Below are 18,207 nucleotides of genomic sequence, written 5' to 3' on the forward strand. Positions count from 1 at the left end.
TTCCACTGGCTAGGGATGAGGGCGGCACGCACCAGCCGAGGCGAGCGGACAAGACAGTGATGGGTGCCTGCTGGCACAGGCTCCTATGAGGTCACAGACCCCCTCGTCCGGTGAGTGCACGTGACCCCCGCAGCGGTCGACCGACATATCCAATTCAAGACCGAAGTCAGTGAGTGGTCGAGTCAGGACGACCACTGCGGGGGACCACACCCATCATCCTCACTGTGAGTAGTACACCCGCTATAGCGTTGTGAACCGCGCGGGCAGGTGTACGGGAATCAGCGCCGCCGCTGTGACGAACGGGCAGCGGCGATCCTGTGGGACGGCAACTCGGACGCGTGGCCAACTATTCGTTCGTTCGATCGCTGCGGACCAGCAGTGAGTAGGTGTACAAGCTTGTCGTCTGGAGTGGCAAGTTCCTGGCGATCTCCGACGGCGATCGGAACAGCGGCGCCCGAGCGAGATCCACTGGGGAAGAACGTGCCGGCATCGGGACGACTGGGCGGTGAAGCCACTGGTGATATTGCGGATGCCGTGATCCGGCGGCCGACTAATACTGACAGGTGTCCCGACTTCCCAACTGTGACGACCGCGATCGTTGCGGAACGTCGCGACGGCCCAAGCCCCCTTCGGGCCGTGTGAATCCCGGGGCGCCTTTCCCTCCTGGCGCCCCGGGACTCCAGAGGACCGGTCGAGCCTGTGGTTCTGCGCCGGGCGGCGGGCAACTCTCGTACACCAGGGGTGGTGCTCGATCGAGGACGGAAAGCCTCAGGAAGTCCGGCGTCCGCACGGCATCGACAAGCGTCCAACTGGAGATCGACGTGGCCTCACGGGCGACACCGGGTAGATCCTGCCCCAGACGGTGCCCATCGAGTCAACGTGGCGCCCTTCCCTGGGCCCGAAGGTCTGCAGAGCCGCGAAACCAACGCGGAGGCTCGCGGGGTTGTCCGAGGTCGGTTGATGCGCGGTGCCACGAGCCCCCAGCTCGAACGTCCTGACGCCATCGGCCCGGCGGCCGAATCACCCATCGGCAGTCCGCCGCCGAAAGAGCTGCCGAGGATGCTGAGGTCAGCGTCGGGCGCACCGCCGTAGTGGTAGTTCAGTCGTCGCCTCCAGGCCGTTGATGGGGAGAACCACCACGTCGGCTGGTGACTCCCCGAGCTGTCCGCAGCGCCGTTGAGGTTGCGTCCGCCGAGGGCCCGCCGAACCGAACGACAACCTTCGTGGACAGGCCCGCTCGCGCAGAGCGGCCGCGCCCAGCGGGCCGCGTCACACCTCGCGGGATCGGCCTCGATGCAACGGCAGCGCAGTTCCTCGAAGTCGAACTCGGGGAGGAACGCATCGAGCCGGCCGGCGACGGCGAACTGCGATCTACGAACCATGGTGCCAGCGGACATACATCCCGGCAGCGTGGCATCTGTCATCTCGCCGGTCCGCGGAGGACGGCGCGGTGGTCCGTTGTACTGGCGATTTTGCTGATGCCCTGGTGACGGACGGCGGGAAGTATCAGGCTGTGCTGAGTTCGCTGTGGTCCGTGGTGTCCCACCGGCGGTGGAAGTGGGTTGTCGCCGCGATCTGGATCGTCGTTCTGGTCGGGACCTCCGCGTATTCCCAGAAGTTGACTGATGTCCAGAACAACGAGGCGACCACCTTCTTGCCGAGGAGTGCCGAGTCGACGCGAGCGGCGCAGGAGCTCGAGCGGTTCCAGAGCAGGGATGCGCTGTCGACGGTGGTGGTGTACGAACGTCCCACCGGTCTGTCGGCGGAGGACATCGTCCGGATGCGTGAGCAGGCGGCGACGATGGGACACCTGGAGGCGGTCACTGGCCGGGTGGCCGGTCCGTTCGTTTCGTCGGACGGTCGGGCCGCGCAGACGATCGTCACGTTCGACATCGGTGCCGAGGGCTGGTCCGCTATGACGGACAAGGCCGACCAGCTGCGCTCGATCGCCCGGATTTCCGGTGTCGATGTGCACGTCACGGGGCCTGGGGGGCAGGCCGCGGATTCCGCGGAGGCGTTCGAGGGCATCGACTCGACCCTGCTGTACGCGGCCGGTGGAGTGGTGATCCTGCTGTTGTTGTTGACCTATCGGAGTCCTGTTCTGTGGATCCTTCCGGTCGTTTCGGCTGTTGTCGCTCTGACGGTGTCGCAGGCGATCGTGTATCTCGTGGCCGAGCGGGGGCATCTCACGGTGAATGCCCAGAGCCAGGGCATTCTGACCGTGCTCGTCTTTGGTGCGGGTACCGATTACGCGCTGCTGCTGGTTGCGCGGTATCGCGAGGAGTTGCATCGTCATCTCGACAGGCACGTAGCGATGGCCCGTGCCCTTCGCGGGACGGCGCCCGCGGTCATCGCGAGCGCAGCCACTGTGATGAGCGGCATGCTGTGCCTGGTATTCGCCGAGATGAACTCGACGTCCGGGCTCGGTCCGGTCGCGGCAATCGGGGTCGCGGTCAGCCTCCTCGTGATGTTGACCTTGCTGCCGGCGCTCCTGGTCATCACCGGGCGCTGGGTGTTCTGGCCACGGCGTCCGGCCATCGCGACCGAGCGACGGGATGAACAGGGGATCTGGGGACGGGTCGGGCGGTGGATACTCCCGCGCCCGCGTCCGGTGTGGATCGCGACCGCCGTTGTCCTGGGTATCGCGGCAGTGGGTGCCTTGCGGCTCGACGCGTCCGGGCTGCCGGCGGCCGAGGCGTATACCCACACCGTGGACTCCGAGCTCGGTCAGCAGGTGCTCGATCGGCATGCCTTCCGGTCGGCGGCCATCCCGATCCTGGTTTCGACCGACGCCGCGCACGCAGACGCCGTACGGGCGGCGATCAGCGAGTTGGGCGATCGTGTGCAAGCAGGCGCGGCCGTTGTCCGGGACGGCGAAGCGTACGTGCCGGTTGCGATCACGGCTGAGCCGTCGTCGCAGTCCGCCTTCGACGATGTGCGACAGATCCGTGCCGCGGCCCATCGCGTGCCGGGCGCGGACGCGCTCGTCGGCGGTCAATCGGCCGTGCTCCTCGATATCCAGGAGGCGTCGGCGCGAGACGATCGGGTACTGATTCCGTTGATCCTGGCGGTCATCATGCTGGTGCTGATGATTCTGCTGCGGGCGTTGTTGTCGCCGTTGCTGCTCATCGGGACCGTCGTCTTGTCGTACGGCGCGGCGCTGGGCCTGTCCACGCTGCTCTTCCGCGAGATCCTCGGGTTCCGGAGCGCTGACTCGTCGTTTCCGTTGTATGCGTTCGTGTTCCTGGTTGCGCTGGGCATCGACTACAACATCTTCCTGATGTCCCGCGTGCGCGAGGAGACACATCAGGTCGGTACGGTCGCCGGGTCCGTCAAGGCCCTGGCCACCACCGGCGGGGTGATCACATCGGCAGGGCTCGTGCTGGCCTCCACCTTCCTGGTGCTCGCAACCCTTCCAGTTGTCGCGTTCGTCGAGATCGGCGTCGCCGTCGGCATCGGCGTCCTGCTCGACACCTTGGTCGTCCGCTCGATTCTTGTCACCGCGCTGAACCTGGACCTCGGCGCCCGGATCTGGTGGCCCAGCCGGCTCGACAGATCCCGGCGACCGTCCAGGGACGGCGCTTCCCCGCTACACACAGATGAAGCACATGGTGCAGCCTCCACGGACGACCACGAGACCGCACGGGGCTGACCGAGGAGAATCGATGGGTTCGGCAAACAAGTCGGGGAGCAGGATGATACGGATCGAGGACCGGGTCGACGGGTTCAGCCTGGGTGACCTGATGTCGCTGTTCAGTTCCGCGTGGTGGACGGCGAACCGGACCGTCGAGGAGACCGAGCAGATCCTCCAGGAGTCAGACATCGTCGTGGCCTTGGTCGAGTCGTCGACCGATCGGATCATCGGCTTCGGCCGGGTCCTGACCGACTACGTGCACGTCGCGTTGGTGCTTGACGTGGTGGTTGCTCCCGAGTATCGGGGTTCAGGCTGTGGAGCGGCGTTGATGGACGCCATCGTGGAGCATCCCGAGCTTGCCGACGTACGGAGCATCGAGCTGATCTGCCAACCAGACCTGATTGCTTTCTACAGCCGGTGGGGATTCACGAACCAAGCGGGCGGCTCGCTTCTCATGCGCCGAACCGCGCCAATCCGCGTAGAGCGTTGACGCACAAGACCTACCAGACAGGCGAGAGGTACATATGTCAGACGTGCAAGAAGTCGTCGCTGAGGCGCAGCAATCGTTTGTACAGGTGCACCAGTCGCTTGCACAGTTGGCTGGGCTGGTCCGCATGGTCGTGCGCGATGCCCGTTCGCGGAACTGGGCGCCCGAAGTACAGCCGAGGGACGGCTTCGAACGAAGGCTGGCGGTTGCGGTCGACCAAGCCGATCAGGAGGGCGTGTCGAACTTCGATTTGGTGAAGCCTCTGTCGGCTGTCGATCCGGACTGGGCTGCGGTTGCTGGTGGAATGATCGGCAGAGCTGCCTCGCGGCACCCGAAGTTCGCGGACGAGGTCGCGCGTCAGCTGCGTCCCGGCGAACTCACAAAGGCCATCAACTTCAGCCGTGCGAATGCCACCTTGCAACAACTGACGCCAGGCTCTCGGGTATCCACGAGTACGCAGCGCGCCGACCAGGACCGCGGCATGGCAGCAGACAGGCCGGCCGACTGGGTTCTGCGGACCGGGCTGGATCAGCTGTACGTCGATCCCGACTCGCGCGATCCGGCGGTGGAGGCTGCCCGGTTGTTCGTCGGCGGCCTCGCCGAACAGACCGAGCAGAGCCACAGCGAGGTCCTGGAGGCATTGTCAGACCCTACGCTGCCGGTCGATCAGACTCTGCGCAAAGCCGCCGAGATGCTGCACGACGGACCGAACGGGAAGGACGCGACGGCGGTAGGAACGAACGATCCGCACAGGGAGCAGCGGATCGGCGGTGTCGAGGACGCCATGCGTGCGGCGGCCACCGCCGAACTGTTGGACGTCCACCAGCGGCTCAACAAGGCACGACACAACCCCGGACCCGACGCAGACATCCCTACCGGCGCCAGCATCGGCGTAGCCGGCATCCAAGCCGCGACCGAGCATCTGAAGCTCGCGAAACATGTGCAGACCTACTCGAAAACGTATGGCGTCGACACCGCGACGCGTTCACACGGTTCGGACCGACCGCCTGCAGCCGGGAACGCCATCGAGTCGCGGAGACCATCCCGAGAGCTGGACAAGTGAACAGGTATCACGGGGGCAATCAGCGAGGCGATGCGGTGGTACCGCCCGGATACATGCCGGTGAACGACGGGTCGACTCTGCAGGGCTGCACTTCGGTCCTTCTCCAGACTTCGCCGGTCTTGTAGGGCTCGATCGCGAGCCAGGCGTCCAGATCCGCTCGCGTCGGGAAGTCGAGGACCAGCAGCGAACCGATCATCTCGTCCTGGTGCGCCGTCGTAAGCCACGAGCAAGAACTGGATCCGGTCTCCATGTGCCGGCACGAGGTCAAAGCTCGTCAGGGAGGTCGACAATTGTGTCACCGCGGGCGGTCCTCGCGTGCCAAGCGTGGTTGCCGACCCGCTCGGTCGATACCAGGCCGGCCGCGCGCAGAACGGTGACGTGGTGGGTCGCTGTCCCCGGGCTGATGTTGAGCGCGGCAGAGATGTCCGTCGTCGTCGTGGGCAGGGTCAGCTGACGCAGGACGGCCGCTCGGGTCGCCCCCATCAGCTGGTCGAGTCCCGCGAACGATGACATTGTGCCGAGCATGCCGGCGTTTCGGGCGGGGTAGTAGATGGTCGGCCGCCAAGGCAGGTCGGAGCCGATGTGTACAGCGGGCCAGCTGAAGACGCTCGGTATCAGCGTGAGACCACGTCCCTCGCAATCGATGTCGAGGCCGTGGTTCGATGGGAACCGTTCGATCGCATCTCCGGTCCACGAGAGGGACGGGTGGAGGTCGTCGATCACGGCGCGCAGCCCGCGGGTCGCCAGTTGATGCGAGCGGTGCCGGATTTCGCCGCCCAGGATGAAGTCACAGCGCGGCCAGAACTCGGCGACCGCCGAGTTCCAGAGACGCTGCCACGCGTCGGCCAGCGAGTCCCGTGCGGACTCCGGGTGGTCGAGAAGCTCGCGAACCGACGCCTTGTATCCACCGCCGTCGCGGACCGCCAACGCCAGTTCGTTCGACATCTGCTGAATCGTCGTCGCGCGGATCGCCGAGGCCACCGTGCCGGGGTCGGACAAGTCGGGTTGAACCAGGAAGTCCGGAACATAGCCTACTTGGCCGACCAGAGTACCGAGCAATCTGACGTCCCTTGCTGGAGCGGCCGACCTGATCCGGGTCAGGGCCGCTCGATGCATCGGGCGGCCGCGCGAGCGCAGCAGTGCACGGACGATCGACACGAGTTCGTGGCCCGGCGAGATCGCGAACCTGACGTCGACCAAGGCGTCCGGGCCTAGCCGGAACTGGTCACGATTTTGACCCACGTCAAAAGAGTGCGAGGCAGGCGTCACGATGAACCACCATGGCAGGCATGACGAACTCGGCCCGGCTCGAGCTGCGGCGGGGCATCCCGGTGGATCCTTCCAGTGCCTGGCTCGGCCTGATGCAACTGACCAAATCGGTCGGCGAAGGGTGTACGGCGGTCGTCCTGGTCCTGTACCTGATGCGTGTCCGAGATCTCGATGGGCCGACGACGGCGCTGCTCGTCACATTGGCCGGGGTGGGCGGGATGCTCGGTTCCGTCGTGATCGGCAAGGCGGGCGACCGGATCGGGCACCGCACCGCGATCCGATGGTCTGCGCTCTGCGCTGCGCTGGGCCTCCTGGCGATCGTCCTCGTCCCGACCGTGTGGTTGCTCGCCGCAAGCCTGTTCGTCGTGGCGGCTGCCGATCGCGGCTTGTCCGCGGCCCGCAACGCGGTCGTCATGTCGCTCCCGATCGCCGCCCGGGTTCAGCTCCGGGCCTACCTGCGTGTGGTGCTCAACGTAGGCTCGACCGCGGGGGCTCTCGCCGGAGGGGCTGCGGCCGCGGTCGATGCGGAGCCGGCCTACGTTGGCGCGCTCCTTCTCGATGCGTGCACCTTTGCTGCCCTGCTGGTCATCGCCGGGCGCCTGCCACTCGGGCCTCAGACGGAGGTGCGCAGGCCCCCCGCCGGCTCTCGGAGCACGGGCGGTCAGCCAGTCCATCGGAACCTGTACTTTCTCTCCGCCATGGCCATCCTCGCGTGGTTCAGTGTCAACTTCGAGACGATGGGACTGGTCGTGGCGGTGTGGCTGATCGGTGTACATGCGGCGCCACCGTGGACCGCCTCCCTCGCGCTCGTGGTCAACACAGCCATCGCGTCGTCGTTCCAGTTGCGGATCGCGCGCCGCGTGACCGACGTTGGATCCGCTGCCCGGGCCATCTGGATCTCGTCGGTGTGGATCGCGGCTGGATTCGGCATCCTCGCCTTCGTGCCGTCACTGCCCAGGACGGCGACCGTGGCGCTCGTCGTCCTGGTGGTCGTGGCCGCGCTCCTCCACGCGGTGGGCGACATGCTCGGGTCGGCCGGGCAGTGGGAGATCATCATGAGTCTGGCTGAGCCGAGCAGGCCGGGGGAGTACCAAGGCGCCGCCGGATTGCTGGTCGACGGGTGCCGCGCTGTGGCGCCCCAGGTGGTGACACTCACCTTGGTGGAGCACGGACCGGGCGGCATGCTTGTCCTGATGCTCTCGTTCGTCCTGGCCGCAGGCTCTCTCCGTCTCGTCATCCCTAGGAAACGCCTTCCATCGCTACGAACCGGCGACCAGCAGGTGCGTCGCGAGTCCAGTGATCACGCAGGCGGAGGCAAGTGAAGTGATCAGCCGGCCGTGGCGACCGGTGAGCACACGACCGAGCAGCGCGCCGCTGCCGGCGAGGAGCAACTGCCAGCTGGCAGAGGCAGCGAACGCCGCGGTGACGAAGGCCGCGCTTTCCCAACGGCTCGTCGCCGTCCCGCTCTGGCTGGCGAGTACCAGTGCAGCGAAGTAGATGACGGTGATCGGATTCATGATCGTGATCGCCAGCAGCCCGAGGTAGGCCCGTACCGGACTCATCAATGCCTTGTCCGCCGCCCCTGCGACCTGGCCGGTGCGGAACTGGTGAATGGCAGTCATCGCGCCATGGAACGCCAAGGCCGCGAGTACTACGGCGGACACCCATTGCAGTGGAGTCGTGATCGGTTCGATCAGCGGGACGAGGGCCGAGCCTCCGATCGTCGAGACCAATGCGTACAGGCCGTCCGCGGTCGCGACTCCGAGCGCAGCACAGGCACCCACCCACAGTGTGGTTCGAGCAGTGAGGGCCACGAGATAAGTCGCGACGGCTCCGACCGGCATGGCGATGCCATATCCAGCCAGGAGTCCCGCCATCACAGCCGTCCGCATGCACCGTGTGCCTTCGACTGCAGCGGACGGTCAGAAGAAGGACACCTTCGACTCGTGATGCTCATCTTCCGATCAAAACGCAGCTGCACGCGACACCGCATCCGCGACTTCGCCGGTTGCGGGAGCCACGCACCGTCGCGAAGGTAGTTCACTGGGTGAGGTAAACCGCGGTCCGGTAACAGGTGAAGACTCGGAAACATCTTCGGCTTTTCGGAACGAATTCGGTGCGGGCTGACCAGCAACGTCCGTTGCCGACTACCATGAGCACATGCGTACTGGAGCTTCGGCAGAGGAATCCGGTCGGGCGCACTCGCCGGCCGTCGATCGGACGCTGTCGGTCCTGGAGACACTGGTTCGCGCCGATTCCGGCATGACCCTTACGGCGCTCTCCAAGGCGACGGCGATCCCGTTGGCGACCTGCGCCTCTATCGCGTACTCGCTCGAGCGTCGCGGCTACGCGTCACGCCGGATCGTCGGGCGCAGTCACTTCTGGAAGGCCACCATGGCGCTGTACGGACTCGCCGTACAGCTCACCCGCAACGTGGATCTGGCGACCGTCGCCCAGGAGGAGATGCAGGAGGTCGCCGATGCGCTCCACATGCCGGTACACGTGGGTGTGCTGAACGGCGCGTCGCTCATCTATGTGGCCAAGGCGTCCAGTCCCGGCTTCATTCAGTTCGATACCTACCCGGGCAAGATGCTGCCCTTCAATCTGACGGCCTTGGGGCGGGCCATCGCTGCGCACCTGCCCGAGAGCGAATTGGAGCCCCTGCTTTCGGGTCTGGTGCCCGGACACGGTCCCAAAGCGGGATCGGCGGACGGTGAGCAGTTCCTGGTACTGCTCGAACAGGTGCGGCGGTACGGCTACGCCGTCGAGGACGAGGAGGACGAGGCGAACATCGGCTGCGTCGCGGTGCCGTTCTTCGATGCCGGAGGCCACGTGGCCGGAGCGGTGGGAGTCACGGCTCTGTCGGCGGTCCTCGATCATGAGACAGTCCTCGCGGTTGCCACCCGGCTGCGCTCTCTGGCTGCACTCTTCTCGGATCGGCTCGGAGACGTGCGGGCCGACGCCGGCTGATCGGGTGCAGCCATGCCGAGCGACAGGGAGGAAGCCGCTCGGCATGGGGGCCAGCGCAGCCAGGTCATTCCGGCCGAAAATGCCGACGGACCGTCTCGAAGATCCGCGACGACTCGTCCTCGTGGTAGAGGTGGATCACGGCGTTCAGATTGGCAACTCCTGACACCTTCCAGCCGCCGGACTGCTCGAAATCAGGGTTCGCGATCTCGAAGCCCAGACTCTGGAAATGGTCGAAGGCGACGTCCACCGGGAAGTAGCTGACGCCGTTCTTCTCCAGCAGACGCACCGTCAGCTCTGCGCTGGTCTTGCCCCGGAGGATGTCGGTCACGTCGATCCGGCCCTGCCAGTCGTGGCCGTTGACCCAGACTCCGGGTAACTGGTCGGTCGCATCCCGCTCCCAGATGACCTGACCATCGAGAAGCACCTGCTTGGCGTGGTACGGAGCAGGGCCGCCATCCTGTCCGTCGGTCTCCCAGAAGGACAGTTCGTACCGCGGCGCGTCGGGGTCGACAGACACGACTTGAGTGGCCACCGCAGCCTCGCCGGCGTGGGTCGGTGACCACGCAGGCAGATGCAGGCTCAATCGGCCGTCTCCCCACATCCCGCCGCGACGCAGGTCGTGCTGGCCATCGCCGTCCAGAGGCGTGCCGTACGCGATGATGCCGTCGAGGTCTCCGGATCGGACCATTGGCTCGGCGAGGCTGAGTGCCTCGTCGACGTAGCCGGCCGTCGGCGGAAGCATGGCCGCGAGGTACCGGTTGGCGTAGGCCATGAAGACGAGTCCCAGGGCACGTGGCTTGGTCAATGCCAGCAGGTCACGGATGCGGTCGTCGGCCGTCGAAGCCCGGTGATTGTTCCAGTTCGGGTCGTCAAGGAAAGGGTAGATGATCCCATCGAGGTACGGAGCGTACTTGTCCAGGAAGGCAGGATTACTCGCCGCGGAGAAATACGTGGTCAGGTAGAAGCCGAGGTCAGGATTCGTTTGCTTGGCCAGTTGGGTGAACGTCTGCACGTACTCTGGAGTGAAGAGCGCGGCGTTACCTGGGATGCTGAAGTCGTCGATGGCCCAGGCCGACAGGTTCTGGTAGCGACTCGACAGTGCGGAGATCTCCCGTGCCCAGGCGATGAAATCGAGCTTGAAGGGCCGCGAGCACCGCCCTGCCCGCAGCCGATCGGCGCTGTCCGAGCACTCGGTCGGCGGCACGAGATAGACCCACACGTCGATGTGGGCCCTGTCCGCGGCTGGGAGGAACTCCAGCCTCAGATCGTCCCAGTCGGTCGGCGAATCCCAGATTCCGTACACGTAGGTGTTAACCCCGAGATCCTTGAGGCGTTTGACCAGCCGGGGGGTGTCGATGTGCAGGAAGCCGTCGGAGCGGGGGGCGGTTTCCCGTACGTCGGCGCCGATGGTGTTGCCGCCAGTCATCGTCGCTTCGACGCCTCCATCTGGAAGCCATGGCGTGGCTCCGCGCGAGACGGGCGGGCGGCTCGTAGATTCCGGTGTTCCCGTGACCTTCGCCGGTCCGCCCAGACCGAGGGACGCAGCGTCGACCGTCCGTTGCGACACGGGGCGGACATCCGCCGGCGGAAGCTCCCCGTCCGATCGTTGGTCGGTGGCTGACAGCGGGCCGGCACGCATCCCCGACATGGCACCGAGCCCGACAGCGAGGCTGGTCAGCGCGACCGCCACCTGATGTGGTCGCCATCCGTTCATAGGCGGACTCCCTTCCTCCAAGATTAAGGAGATGTTTTCGAGATACTATGCATCAACTAGCGTGCGGTATCCAGTCCCGCGCGACTGTCCGTCTGATCGCGGACTTCGAGCAATCACGGCGGTTGCGCGGCATCGAGAGGCGGCACGCACAGGTGATCTCGGGCCTGGCCGACCGCACGCCCGGGGTCTTGCGGGCGGATGGCGATCGCTCTATCTTCGAGTTACCGATGCTAGCTTCGAAATATGGAGGCATTATGGTCGCTGCCCCATCGCCCAGACCAGCGTCCGCTGTGGCGCGCACCGCACGGCACCGGACGCTGCTCCTCGTTGTTCTGGCTCTCGTCGGCCTCGTTCTGCCGCCGACTCACCTCGCTGCCGCCACTCCGGCGAGCGTCGAGACTGCGAGCGTCGACGCGTGGACGACCTCGTCGTACGCCAACGTGTTCCAAGACGCTGTGAAACCGCCGGGTGCGGACCCTAGCTACCGACTGGTCGTGGCCCGGAACGAGTACGAATCGTTCCAAGTGCTGACGCGCAGCGCCGAGCCGTTCACCATCACCGGCGTGACGGTCCCCACGCTCACATCGGGAGCCAACACGATTCCGGCCGCCAACATCGTCTACAACTTCGTCGAATACAAGTATCTGAGCGGCAACTCCAGCCAGCAAACCGCGAGCGAGGTTGTGCGCACCGGAGCCGGCTGGTACCCGGACCCGCTGTCGAACCAGACCACGATCGGCGTGGCAGCCAACAGCACCCAGCCGATCTGGGTCACCGTCTACACGCCGAAGAACACTGTGGCCGGCGTCTACACCGGCAACCTCGTGGTGAACGCAGGCGCCGCGGGCAGTTATACCGTACCGTTGAGCGTCGAGGTCAACGCCGTGACCTTACCTGATCCGAATTCTGTCGATGCGGGCTTCAAGTACATGCATCACCAGCAGATCGTCGGACGATGGTTCGACGACGCAACGGTCAGCAACCACAGTATCGACGAGATATTTCAGCAATACGGATACGATCGCTACACGACCGCATGGTGGAATGTCGTCCGCGATATGGCTAAGCGGATGAAGGCGCACCGCCAGAATGTGCTGTTCGTCAACAGTCAGCAGCTACTTCTCGACAGTGGCACCACGGTCGACGCCAATGGAACGTACGATTTCAAATGGGGCAGGTTCGATGAGTACATCGAGTTCTTCATTAACGAAGGCGTCGTACGGGGCCTCGAAGGTGTGCATGTCGGATCGATTCAATATCCGTCTCCGGACCCCAGTACTTGGTACTACAAGACGTACATTCTCCAAATGGTCAATGGAGAGATGGGATCCACCAACGTCACCTACAACTCAACGGCAGCCACGGACTGGATCAACCAGTACCTGCCGGCGCTGAAGGCCCACTTGGAGTCTCGCGGATGGTTGGCGATGTGGCATCAGCATCTCGGCGACGAGGCGAGCAACCTGACCGCCCAGAATCAATACAGTTGGTACCTCACCAAGGCCAACGCTCTGGTTCCCGCCATGCGTGTCGGAGATCCGGTGCTGGATTACGCAGGCGCGGAGCGTGCCGCCAACGGCGGTGCGGACGTGGTCATCCCGATCGAGCATGTCTATCAGTCGAACCCGAGCTACTTCGAGGGCCTGCGCGCATCGGGTAAGGAGATCTGGGTCTACAACTGCGAGAGCCCGGCCACCGGCTACCTCAACCGCTTCATCGACAAGCCCGTATGGCAGCAGCGCTCGCTGGGATGGGTCCTCTACAAATGGGGAGTCGACGGCTACCTGCATTGGGGCTGGAACCTGTGGGAGAGAAAGCCGCCGAGCGATCCCGAGGTCCTGTACAAGGGAGACTTTGCGACCGTCTATCCGGACCCTGGCCAGAACTCGGTCACCATCAAGGGCTCCATTCGATGGGAAGCCAACCGCGACGCAGCGGAGGACTGGGAGTTGCTGAATCTGGCGAGCAAGAAGAGCCCGAAGCTGGTCCAGAACATGATCGGCGCGATCGCCGAATCCGCTTCGTCGTTCACGACGAACATCGACGACATGATTGCGCGGCGCATCGACCTGGTCCGCATGGCGGCCGGTGCGAACGTCTTTTCGAATCCGATCGGCAACGAAGTGAATCCCTTCGTCACGCGCGCCGGCGGCCAGTACCGTCTCGCTGCGAGCATCGGCAATCGCATATACATCAAGAGTGCCTCCAGGCTCCAGGACGTGTCTGCCGCAGCGCCTGAGTACGTCTGGTCGGCAGCGAGTGCAGGCATGAGTCTCGGCCAGAACGCCTGGGTCTCCAGCCTCCAGTACCTATCTGGTCGCTGGTACCTGTACTTCACCGCCGACCAGCGGATGTACGTCCTCGAAGGCGGGACCAACGCGAGCGACCCACTACAAGGCGGGTTCGTCTACAAGGGTCAGCTGCGCGACCCGAACGCAGACTGGTGGGCGACCGATGGCGTCGTTCAGGTCATCAACGGCACACCATATTACGTGTGGTCGGCATTGCCGAGCGGTGCAGCTACGACTACGTATACCTACATTGCCACCATGAGCGACCCGTGGACTCTCAGCTCGCAGAGGATCGAGATCTCCCGACCCGACCAGGCCTGGGAAGGGTCCACCAACGCGGCGCCGCAGTTTGTGGCGCGCGACGGTACGTTCTCACTGGTGTACTCGGCCGGCGACGCGGGCTCGGACAGCTACGCCCTCGGTCGCCTGACCCTTGCTTCAGGTGCGAATCCGCTGGCGAAGACCTCCTGGACCAAGGCGGCCGGACCAGTCTTCAAGTCGGACGGCCAGACGTTCGGACCGGGGAAGGCCAGCTTCACCACTTCTCCGGACGGTACCGAAACCTGGATGCTGTACCACGCGCGGAAGTACCAAGGGTCAGGCTGGGAACGCAATACGCGCGTGCAGCGCGTTGGCTTCGATGCCTCCGACAACCCTGTGTTCGGGAGTCCGCTGCGCGCCGGTGCCGCCATGGTAGAGCCCGCCGGGTCGACGCACTCCGAAGGGGTGTACGAGGCCGAGGACGCTACGCTTGTGGGCAAGGCTTCTGTTGGCACCGAGAGCAACGCATCGCGCAAGAAGGTTGTCTATGGCATCAATCTGGACGGCGACGGGGTCAAGTTCTCGTTCACCGTCCCGGCCGCCGGCGCATACTGGCTCAATGTCCGCGCGGCCGCCGGATACGCCGGGTCTACTCACCAGGTCGTCGTCAACACCGACGACGCGCGAACGCTGGAGTATCCGTTCCGTGGCTGGAACAACTTCAACACCGTAGCGATGCGTGTCAACCTCAAAGTGGGCGACAACGACATCTACATCATGAAGGGAGCGCAGCACGCCGAAGTCGACTGGATCAGTATCACCGATCGCATGGAGGGCGAGGACGCGGTGCTGGGTGGTGACACCCTGCGCTGGCCGGAGAGCGATACGTCGGGCGGCGAGGCCGCGGCAGGAATCAACAGCGCCGGAAGTTCGGTCGAGTTCTGGACCAATGTGCCCGCCGGAGGGACCTACGTTCTCGATGTCGCCAACAGCACCGGCTATACCGGAGCCAGCCACCAGCTGTGGGTCAACGGAACTCAAGCCAAGGATCTGTTCTACGCCAACGACGGCTGGAACGACTTCGTCACCAAGGCGAGCAACCTGGTCACCCTCACTGCTGGGACGAACAAGATCAAGCTCGTCAAGGGCGCCAACTACGCCGAGGTCGACTACATCACGCTCCGGCCGCTGGGCAGTAAGTACGAGGCCGAGGCAGGTACCCAGGGCGGCATCGCCAGCGTCGGTACCGAATCCGAGGCATCCGGTGGTCAAGTCGTGTGGCAGATCGATACGACGGACAGCTATTCGCAGCTGAACGTCACAGTACCGACCGCGGGCGCTTACACCGTGAACGTCCGCGCTGCCAGCGGGTCGGCGTACCCCGGGCCAGACCATCTCGTGTATGTGAACCCGAGCGGTCCTACGCCTCAACTGCTCGTGCCGTTGCCGTATCGCTCGATCGACTGGAACCGGTTCGCGGTCACCTCGTTCCGAGTGCGTCTGAATGCAGGTAGCAATGTTCTGAGGTTCGCGAAGGGTAACGAGTATGCGGAGATCGACTATGTCGAGATCCAGTGATTCGATGACCATCTGAGGGGTGCCGGGTCCGCCTGTGACCAGCCGGCGGGCGGACCCGTGCTACTTTCCGTAGCAGCTGGCAATGACAGCAGAAAGGGCCCCTGTTGTGAACTCTCGCAGCGCGACCATCGTTGCGGTCAGCACGTATCCGATCAGTCCGGTCGTTCTCCCCGACCTGGTCGTGAAAGGTGCCCGCGGCACACACGACCGCTCCGACTTTCTGCTCGTACGGATCCTCACGTCGGCCGGCGTCGAAGGGTTCGGCGAGGTGAGTGCGACGCTGACCTGGAGCGGCGAGGACTCCGTGACAGCCGGCCGTGTCATCGACACGGCGTTGGCGCGGGCGATCATCGGTCAGCCCATCGCCGGTCCAGCCGTACTGTCGAGGCGGATGGACGCCGCGCTCGCGGGCAATCCGTTCGCGAAGGCCGGTGTATCGACGGCGATCTGGGATGCCTGGGCGCGCACGCTCGACGTCCCGCTGGCTCACGCCCTCGGGGGAATCCATCGGACCAGCGTGCCGGTGAAGTGTTCCCTGTCCGGCGACGGACCGCGGCTGGACGAGACATTCCACGCCGCGACCGCCGCGGGATTCGGTGCTTTCAAGGTCAAGGTCGGCATGGACGTCGACACCGACACCGCTCGACTTCGGCGTGCGCGCCGGCTCGCGGGGCCGGACGCGTTGATCGGCCTGGACGCGAACGGTGGCTACAGTCCTGACGAGGCAGCTCGCGCACTCGCGGCCTTTCGGCCTAGCCGTCCGGCCTTCTTCGAGCAGCCGGTGCGACCGGAGAACCTCGACGGAATGCGTGCGATGCGAGGGCTCGGACTACCCGTCATCGCCGACGAAAGCGTCTTCGGGATCGACGACCTGAGGCGTCTCATCCTGGCCCGCGCCGCCGACGTGGCGAGTGTGTACGTCGGTAAGTCGTCCTACCTGGAACGAGCGATGTCGATGGCGCATACCGCGGCTGCTTTCGACGTCCGAGTCGTGCTGGGCTCGAACGGCGAGCTGGGGCTCGGGGCCGCGGCGCAGACGCATCTGGCCTGCGCGGCGCCGTCACTCGACGACGCGATTCCCTCCGACATCATCGGTGCGCTCTACTACGAGGAGGACGTGCTGGAGACGCCGCTGCCGATGAACGGCGCCACCGTGTCGCTACCTGACGCACCGGGGCTCGGAGTGGACCTACGACCGGATCTCCTCGAGCGCCTGCGTCGCGCCGACCGCGCGCTCACCTGAGCGTTGCACCGACGTCCTCACGCAACAGGGCCAGGTCCGCGGGCCGTGGAAGGCCCTCCCAATCTCCGCGCCGGGCGACCGCGAAGGCTCCGGCCTCAGCTCCCCGCTGCAGCCGTGTGGACACGTGCCGACCCTCGACGAACGCGGAAAGGTAGCCGGCCACGAAGGCGTCACCCGCGCCGATCGGATCGACCTCGCGAATGGTGAGCGCATCCACGTGGGTGGAGCCGACCTTCGTATGGCAACTCGCCCCACGACTGCCTCGAGTGACCACGAGCTCCTCGACGCCGGCGTCGAGGAGCTCCCGTGCGACCGCGGATTCATCGGCGTCCAGGGCCGAGCTCGCGAGTGCCAGCTCGCTTTCCGACGCGAACACGATGTCCGACAGCAGCGCAAGCTGATGGATGGTCTCTTGTGCCTCTGAGATCGGCCAAAGTCGTTGTCGGTAGTTCACGTCGAAGGAGACCTTCGCTCCGTGCTTCCTGGCCAGTCGGATGGCCTCGAGCAGCGCACCTTGCGGACCGTCTCCGAGCGCAGCGGTCACGCCGGTCAGATGAACCAACCGCGTGTCGGGAGTCCAACCCCGGCGTACGTCGTCCTCGCCAAGAGTCGACCCGGCTGATCCGGCACGGTGGTAGTCGACCTTGACGATCCGGGGGAGGGGCTCAGTGAAGACGACAAGGCCTGTCGAGCGATCCGTTCGCCGCACTTGGGGTTGCACCCGCTCCGCGCACAGCGTGCGTTCGACCAGGTCACCGAACGCGTCTCGACCGAGAACGCCGATCCACGTCACTCGATGCCCCAGGCGTGCCAGCCCGATCGACACATTCGTCTCCGAACCCGCGATCGAGAGGTGCCCTTGCCGACTGTTCAGGTCACCACCCTCCGAGCGGATCGCCCCCATGGATTCACCCAGCGTCAGCACCCTCACCGGAAGCGGCGCTCCAGTCAGGTCGATGCGGCTCAAGAATCTCCTCCTGTCGAAGAGTCGTCCCAAGCGGCGACGTACGCGCGGGCGAGTCGATGCAGTTGCGCCCAGTTGCGCTGGGCAATGACCTCGTCGTTCACCAATCCGGACCCGATGCCGACTGCCGCACAGCCGAGACCGGCGTAGACAGCCGCAACGTCCACGGAGCAGTTACCGACTGGCATCAGCGGTACGTCGGGCATCGGCGCGCGGACAGCGCGAATGTAATCCGGGCCGCCAATCGCGTGAACCGGAAAGACCTTGACCAGGCTTGCGCCGCTCTCGTACGCGCTCTCGATTTCAGAGGGGGTCAGAGCGCCGCATGCGATCGGCACACTACACCCGACTGCTGACGCGAGAACCTCCGGACGGGTCGTCGGAGTCACCAGGAATTGAGCGCCTGCTGCCAGCGCGTCCGCGACCTGAGACGGGCGCCGTACGGATCCGGCTCCCACGCGCATCGGGACCGTGGTCCGCCACCGTTGCAGCGTTGCGAGACATTCGGGTGTCCCCAGGGTGATCTCGACGAAGCGGACACCTGCATCGGCCAGGACATCGGCGATCTCGTCCGGGGCGGGTGACTTCAGACGGACGATCGCCACGACGCCGGACGGCGACTCGAAGGCGTTCGTCCCGGGAGACGTCATGGCTTGGTCATCCAGCGAATCAGCATGCGAACAGCCTACCGATAGCCTCTGCGATTTCGAAGTCTACTTCGAAATTTCGTAGA

Annotated in this window: 14 protein-coding genes; 7 read left to right on the forward strand and 7 right to left on the reverse strand. The window is 65.2% G+C overall.

Annotated elements, in window-relative coordinates; translation table 11 throughout:
* Positions 1 to 1,506 precede the first annotated feature (1,506 nt).
* The gene (locus ABZX12_RS40675; protein ID WP_355700972.1) at positions 1,507 to 1,752 is read right to left on the reverse strand and encodes a hypothetical protein; all 246 of its coding nucleotides are present in this window, start codon (positions 1,750 to 1,752) and stop codon (positions 1,507 to 1,509) included.
* Between ABZX12_RS40675 and ABZX12_RS40680 the strand changes: the two genes are divergently transcribed.
* The 3 genes from ABZX12_RS40680 to ABZX12_RS40690 are packed head-to-tail and all read left to right on the forward strand — an operon-like array spanning position 1,655 to position 5,184.
* A complete protein-coding gene (locus tag ABZX12_RS40680) occupies positions 1,655 to 3,652 on the forward strand; it encodes an MMPL family transporter (protein WP_355700963.1) in 1,998 nt (665 codons plus the stop codon). The two genes, ABZX12_RS40675 and ABZX12_RS40680, sit on opposite strands and share 98 nt — an antisense overlap.
* Before the next feature lie 43 nt (positions 3,653 to 3,695).
* Entirely contained in the window at positions 3,696 to 4,124 is a 429-nt protein-coding gene (locus tag ABZX12_RS40685; protein ID WP_355700828.1) for a GNAT family N-acetyltransferase, read from the forward strand.
* A 34-nt stretch (positions 4,125 to 4,158) separates the two neighbouring features.
* Entirely contained in the window at positions 4,159 to 5,184 is a 1,026-nt protein-coding gene (locus tag ABZX12_RS40690; protein WP_355700829.1) for a hypothetical protein, read from the forward strand.
* Positions 5,185 to 5,203: 19 nt separating this feature from the next.
* On the opposite strand, the gene ABZX12_RS40695 is transcribed toward ABZX12_RS40690, so the two are convergent.
* Together ABZX12_RS40695 and ABZX12_RS40700 are read right to left on the reverse strand one after the other, a co-directional pair.
* Positions 5,204 to 5,380 carry a hypothetical protein gene (locus ABZX12_RS40695; protein WP_355700830.1) on the reverse strand — a complete coding sequence of 59 codons (177 nt, stop codon included), beginning with the start codon at positions 5,378 to 5,380 and terminating at the stop codon, positions 5,204 to 5,206.
* 68 nt (positions 5,381 to 5,448) lie between these two features.
* Positions 5,449 to 6,129 carry a DUF5937 family protein gene (locus tag ABZX12_RS40700; protein ID WP_355700831.1) on the reverse strand — a complete coding sequence of 227 codons (681 nt, stop codon included), beginning with the start codon at positions 6,127 to 6,129 and terminating at the stop codon, positions 5,449 to 5,451.
* A gap of 416 nt (positions 6,130 to 6,545) precedes the next feature.
* On the opposite strand from ABZX12_RS40700, the gene ABZX12_RS40705 reads away from it, so the two are divergent.
* Positions 6,546 to 7,775, forward strand: a complete 1,230-nt coding sequence (locus ABZX12_RS40705; RefSeq protein WP_355700964.1) for an MFS transporter — start codon at positions 6,546 to 6,548, stop codon at positions 7,773 to 7,775.
* Here ABZX12_RS40705 and ABZX12_RS40710 read toward each other — a convergent pair.
* Positions 7,713 to 8,345: a LysE family transporter gene (locus tag ABZX12_RS40710; protein ID WP_355700832.1), complete on the reverse strand. Its 633-nt coding sequence runs from the start codon at positions 8,343 to 8,345 to the stop codon at positions 7,713 to 7,715. The two genes, ABZX12_RS40705 and ABZX12_RS40710, sit on opposite strands and share 63 nt — an antisense overlap.
* Positions 8,346 to 8,613: 268 nt before the next feature.
* On the opposite strand from ABZX12_RS40710, the gene ABZX12_RS40715 reads away from it, so the two are divergent.
* Positions 8,614 to 9,423 carry an IclR family transcriptional regulator gene (locus ABZX12_RS40715; RefSeq protein WP_355700833.1) on the forward strand — a complete coding sequence of 270 codons (810 nt, stop codon included), beginning with the start codon at positions 8,614 to 8,616 and terminating at the stop codon, positions 9,421 to 9,423.
* 64 nt (positions 9,424 to 9,487) lie between these two features.
* Here ABZX12_RS40715 and ABZX12_RS40720 read toward each other — a convergent pair whose 3' ends face one another.
* Positions 9,488 to 11,137, reverse strand: a complete 1,650-nt coding sequence (locus ABZX12_RS40720) for a hypothetical protein (RefSeq protein ID WP_355700834.1) — start codon at positions 11,135 to 11,137, stop codon at positions 9,488 to 9,490.
* Positions 11,138 to 11,427: 290 nt separating this feature from the next.
* On the opposite strand from ABZX12_RS40720, the gene ABZX12_RS40725 reads away from it, so the two are divergent.
* Positions 11,428 to 15,267: a glycoside hydrolase domain-containing protein gene (locus ABZX12_RS40725; RefSeq protein ID WP_355700835.1), complete on the forward strand. Its 3,840-nt coding sequence runs from the start codon at positions 11,428 to 11,430 to the stop codon at positions 15,265 to 15,267.
* Between the two features lie 106 nt (positions 15,268 to 15,373).
* The gene (locus ABZX12_RS40730) at positions 15,374 to 16,510 is read left to right on the forward strand and encodes an enolase C-terminal domain-like protein (protein ID WP_355700836.1); all 1,137 of its coding nucleotides are present in this window, start codon (positions 15,374 to 15,376) and stop codon (positions 16,508 to 16,510) included.
* Here ABZX12_RS40730 and ABZX12_RS40735 read toward each other — a convergent pair.
* Positions 16,503 to 17,477, reverse strand: coding sequence for a sugar kinase (locus ABZX12_RS40735; protein WP_355700837.1), 975 nt, complete (start codon positions 17,475 to 17,477; stop codon positions 16,503 to 16,505). The two genes, ABZX12_RS40730 and ABZX12_RS40735, sit on opposite strands and share 8 nt — an antisense overlap.
* The gene (locus ABZX12_RS40740; RefSeq protein ID WP_355700838.1) at positions 17,474 to 18,124 is read right to left on the reverse strand and encodes a 2-dehydro-3-deoxyphosphogluconate aldolase; all 651 of its coding nucleotides are present in this window, start codon (positions 18,122 to 18,124) and stop codon (positions 17,474 to 17,476) included. Before ABZX12_RS40740 ends, ABZX12_RS40735 begins: the two co-directional genes overlap by 4 nt.
* Between the last annotated feature and the right edge of the window lie 83 nt (positions 18,125 to 18,207).

The organism is Kribbella sp. NPDC003505, assembly GCF_040610875.1.
Classification (GTDB): Bacteria; Actinomycetota; Actinomycetes; order Propionibacteriales; family Kribbellaceae; genus Kribbella.

Bases quoted from the DNA above. Each gene is read 5' to 3' on its own strand.
- ABZX12_RS40690 (WP_355700829.1), top strand. From the start codon at position 4,159: ATGTCAGACGTGCAAGAAGTCGTCGCTGAGGCGCAGCAATCGTTTGTA.
- ABZX12_RS40710 (WP_355700832.1), bottom strand. From the start codon at position 8,345: ATGCGGACGGCTGTGATGGCGGGACTCCTGGCTGGATATGGCATCGCC.
- ABZX12_RS40700 (WP_355700831.1), bottom strand. From the start codon at position 6,129: ATGTCGAACGAACTGGCGTTGGCGGTCCGCGACGGCGGTGGATACAAG.
- ABZX12_RS40705 (WP_355700964.1), top strand. From the start codon at position 6,546: ATGCAACTGACCAAATCGGTCGGCGAAGGGTGTACGGCGGTCGTCCTG.
- ABZX12_RS40685 (WP_355700828.1), top strand. From the start codon at position 3,696: ATGATACGGATCGAGGACCGGGTCGACGGGTTCAGCCTGGGTGACCTG.
- ABZX12_RS40720 (WP_355700834.1), bottom strand. From the start codon at position 11,137: ATGAACGGATGGCGACCACATCAGGTGGCGGTCGCGCTGACCAGCCTC.
- ABZX12_RS40695 (WP_355700830.1), bottom strand. From the start codon at position 5,380: ATGATCGGTTCGCTGCTGGTCCTCGACTTCCCGACGCGAGCGGATCTG.
- ABZX12_RS40740 (WP_355700838.1), bottom strand. From the start codon at position 18,124: ATGACGTCTCCCGGGACGAACGCCTTCGAGTCGCCGTCCGGCGTCGTG.
- ABZX12_RS40715 (WP_355700833.1), top strand. From the start codon at position 8,614: ATGCGTACTGGAGCTTCGGCAGAGGAATCCGGTCGGGCGCACTCGCCG.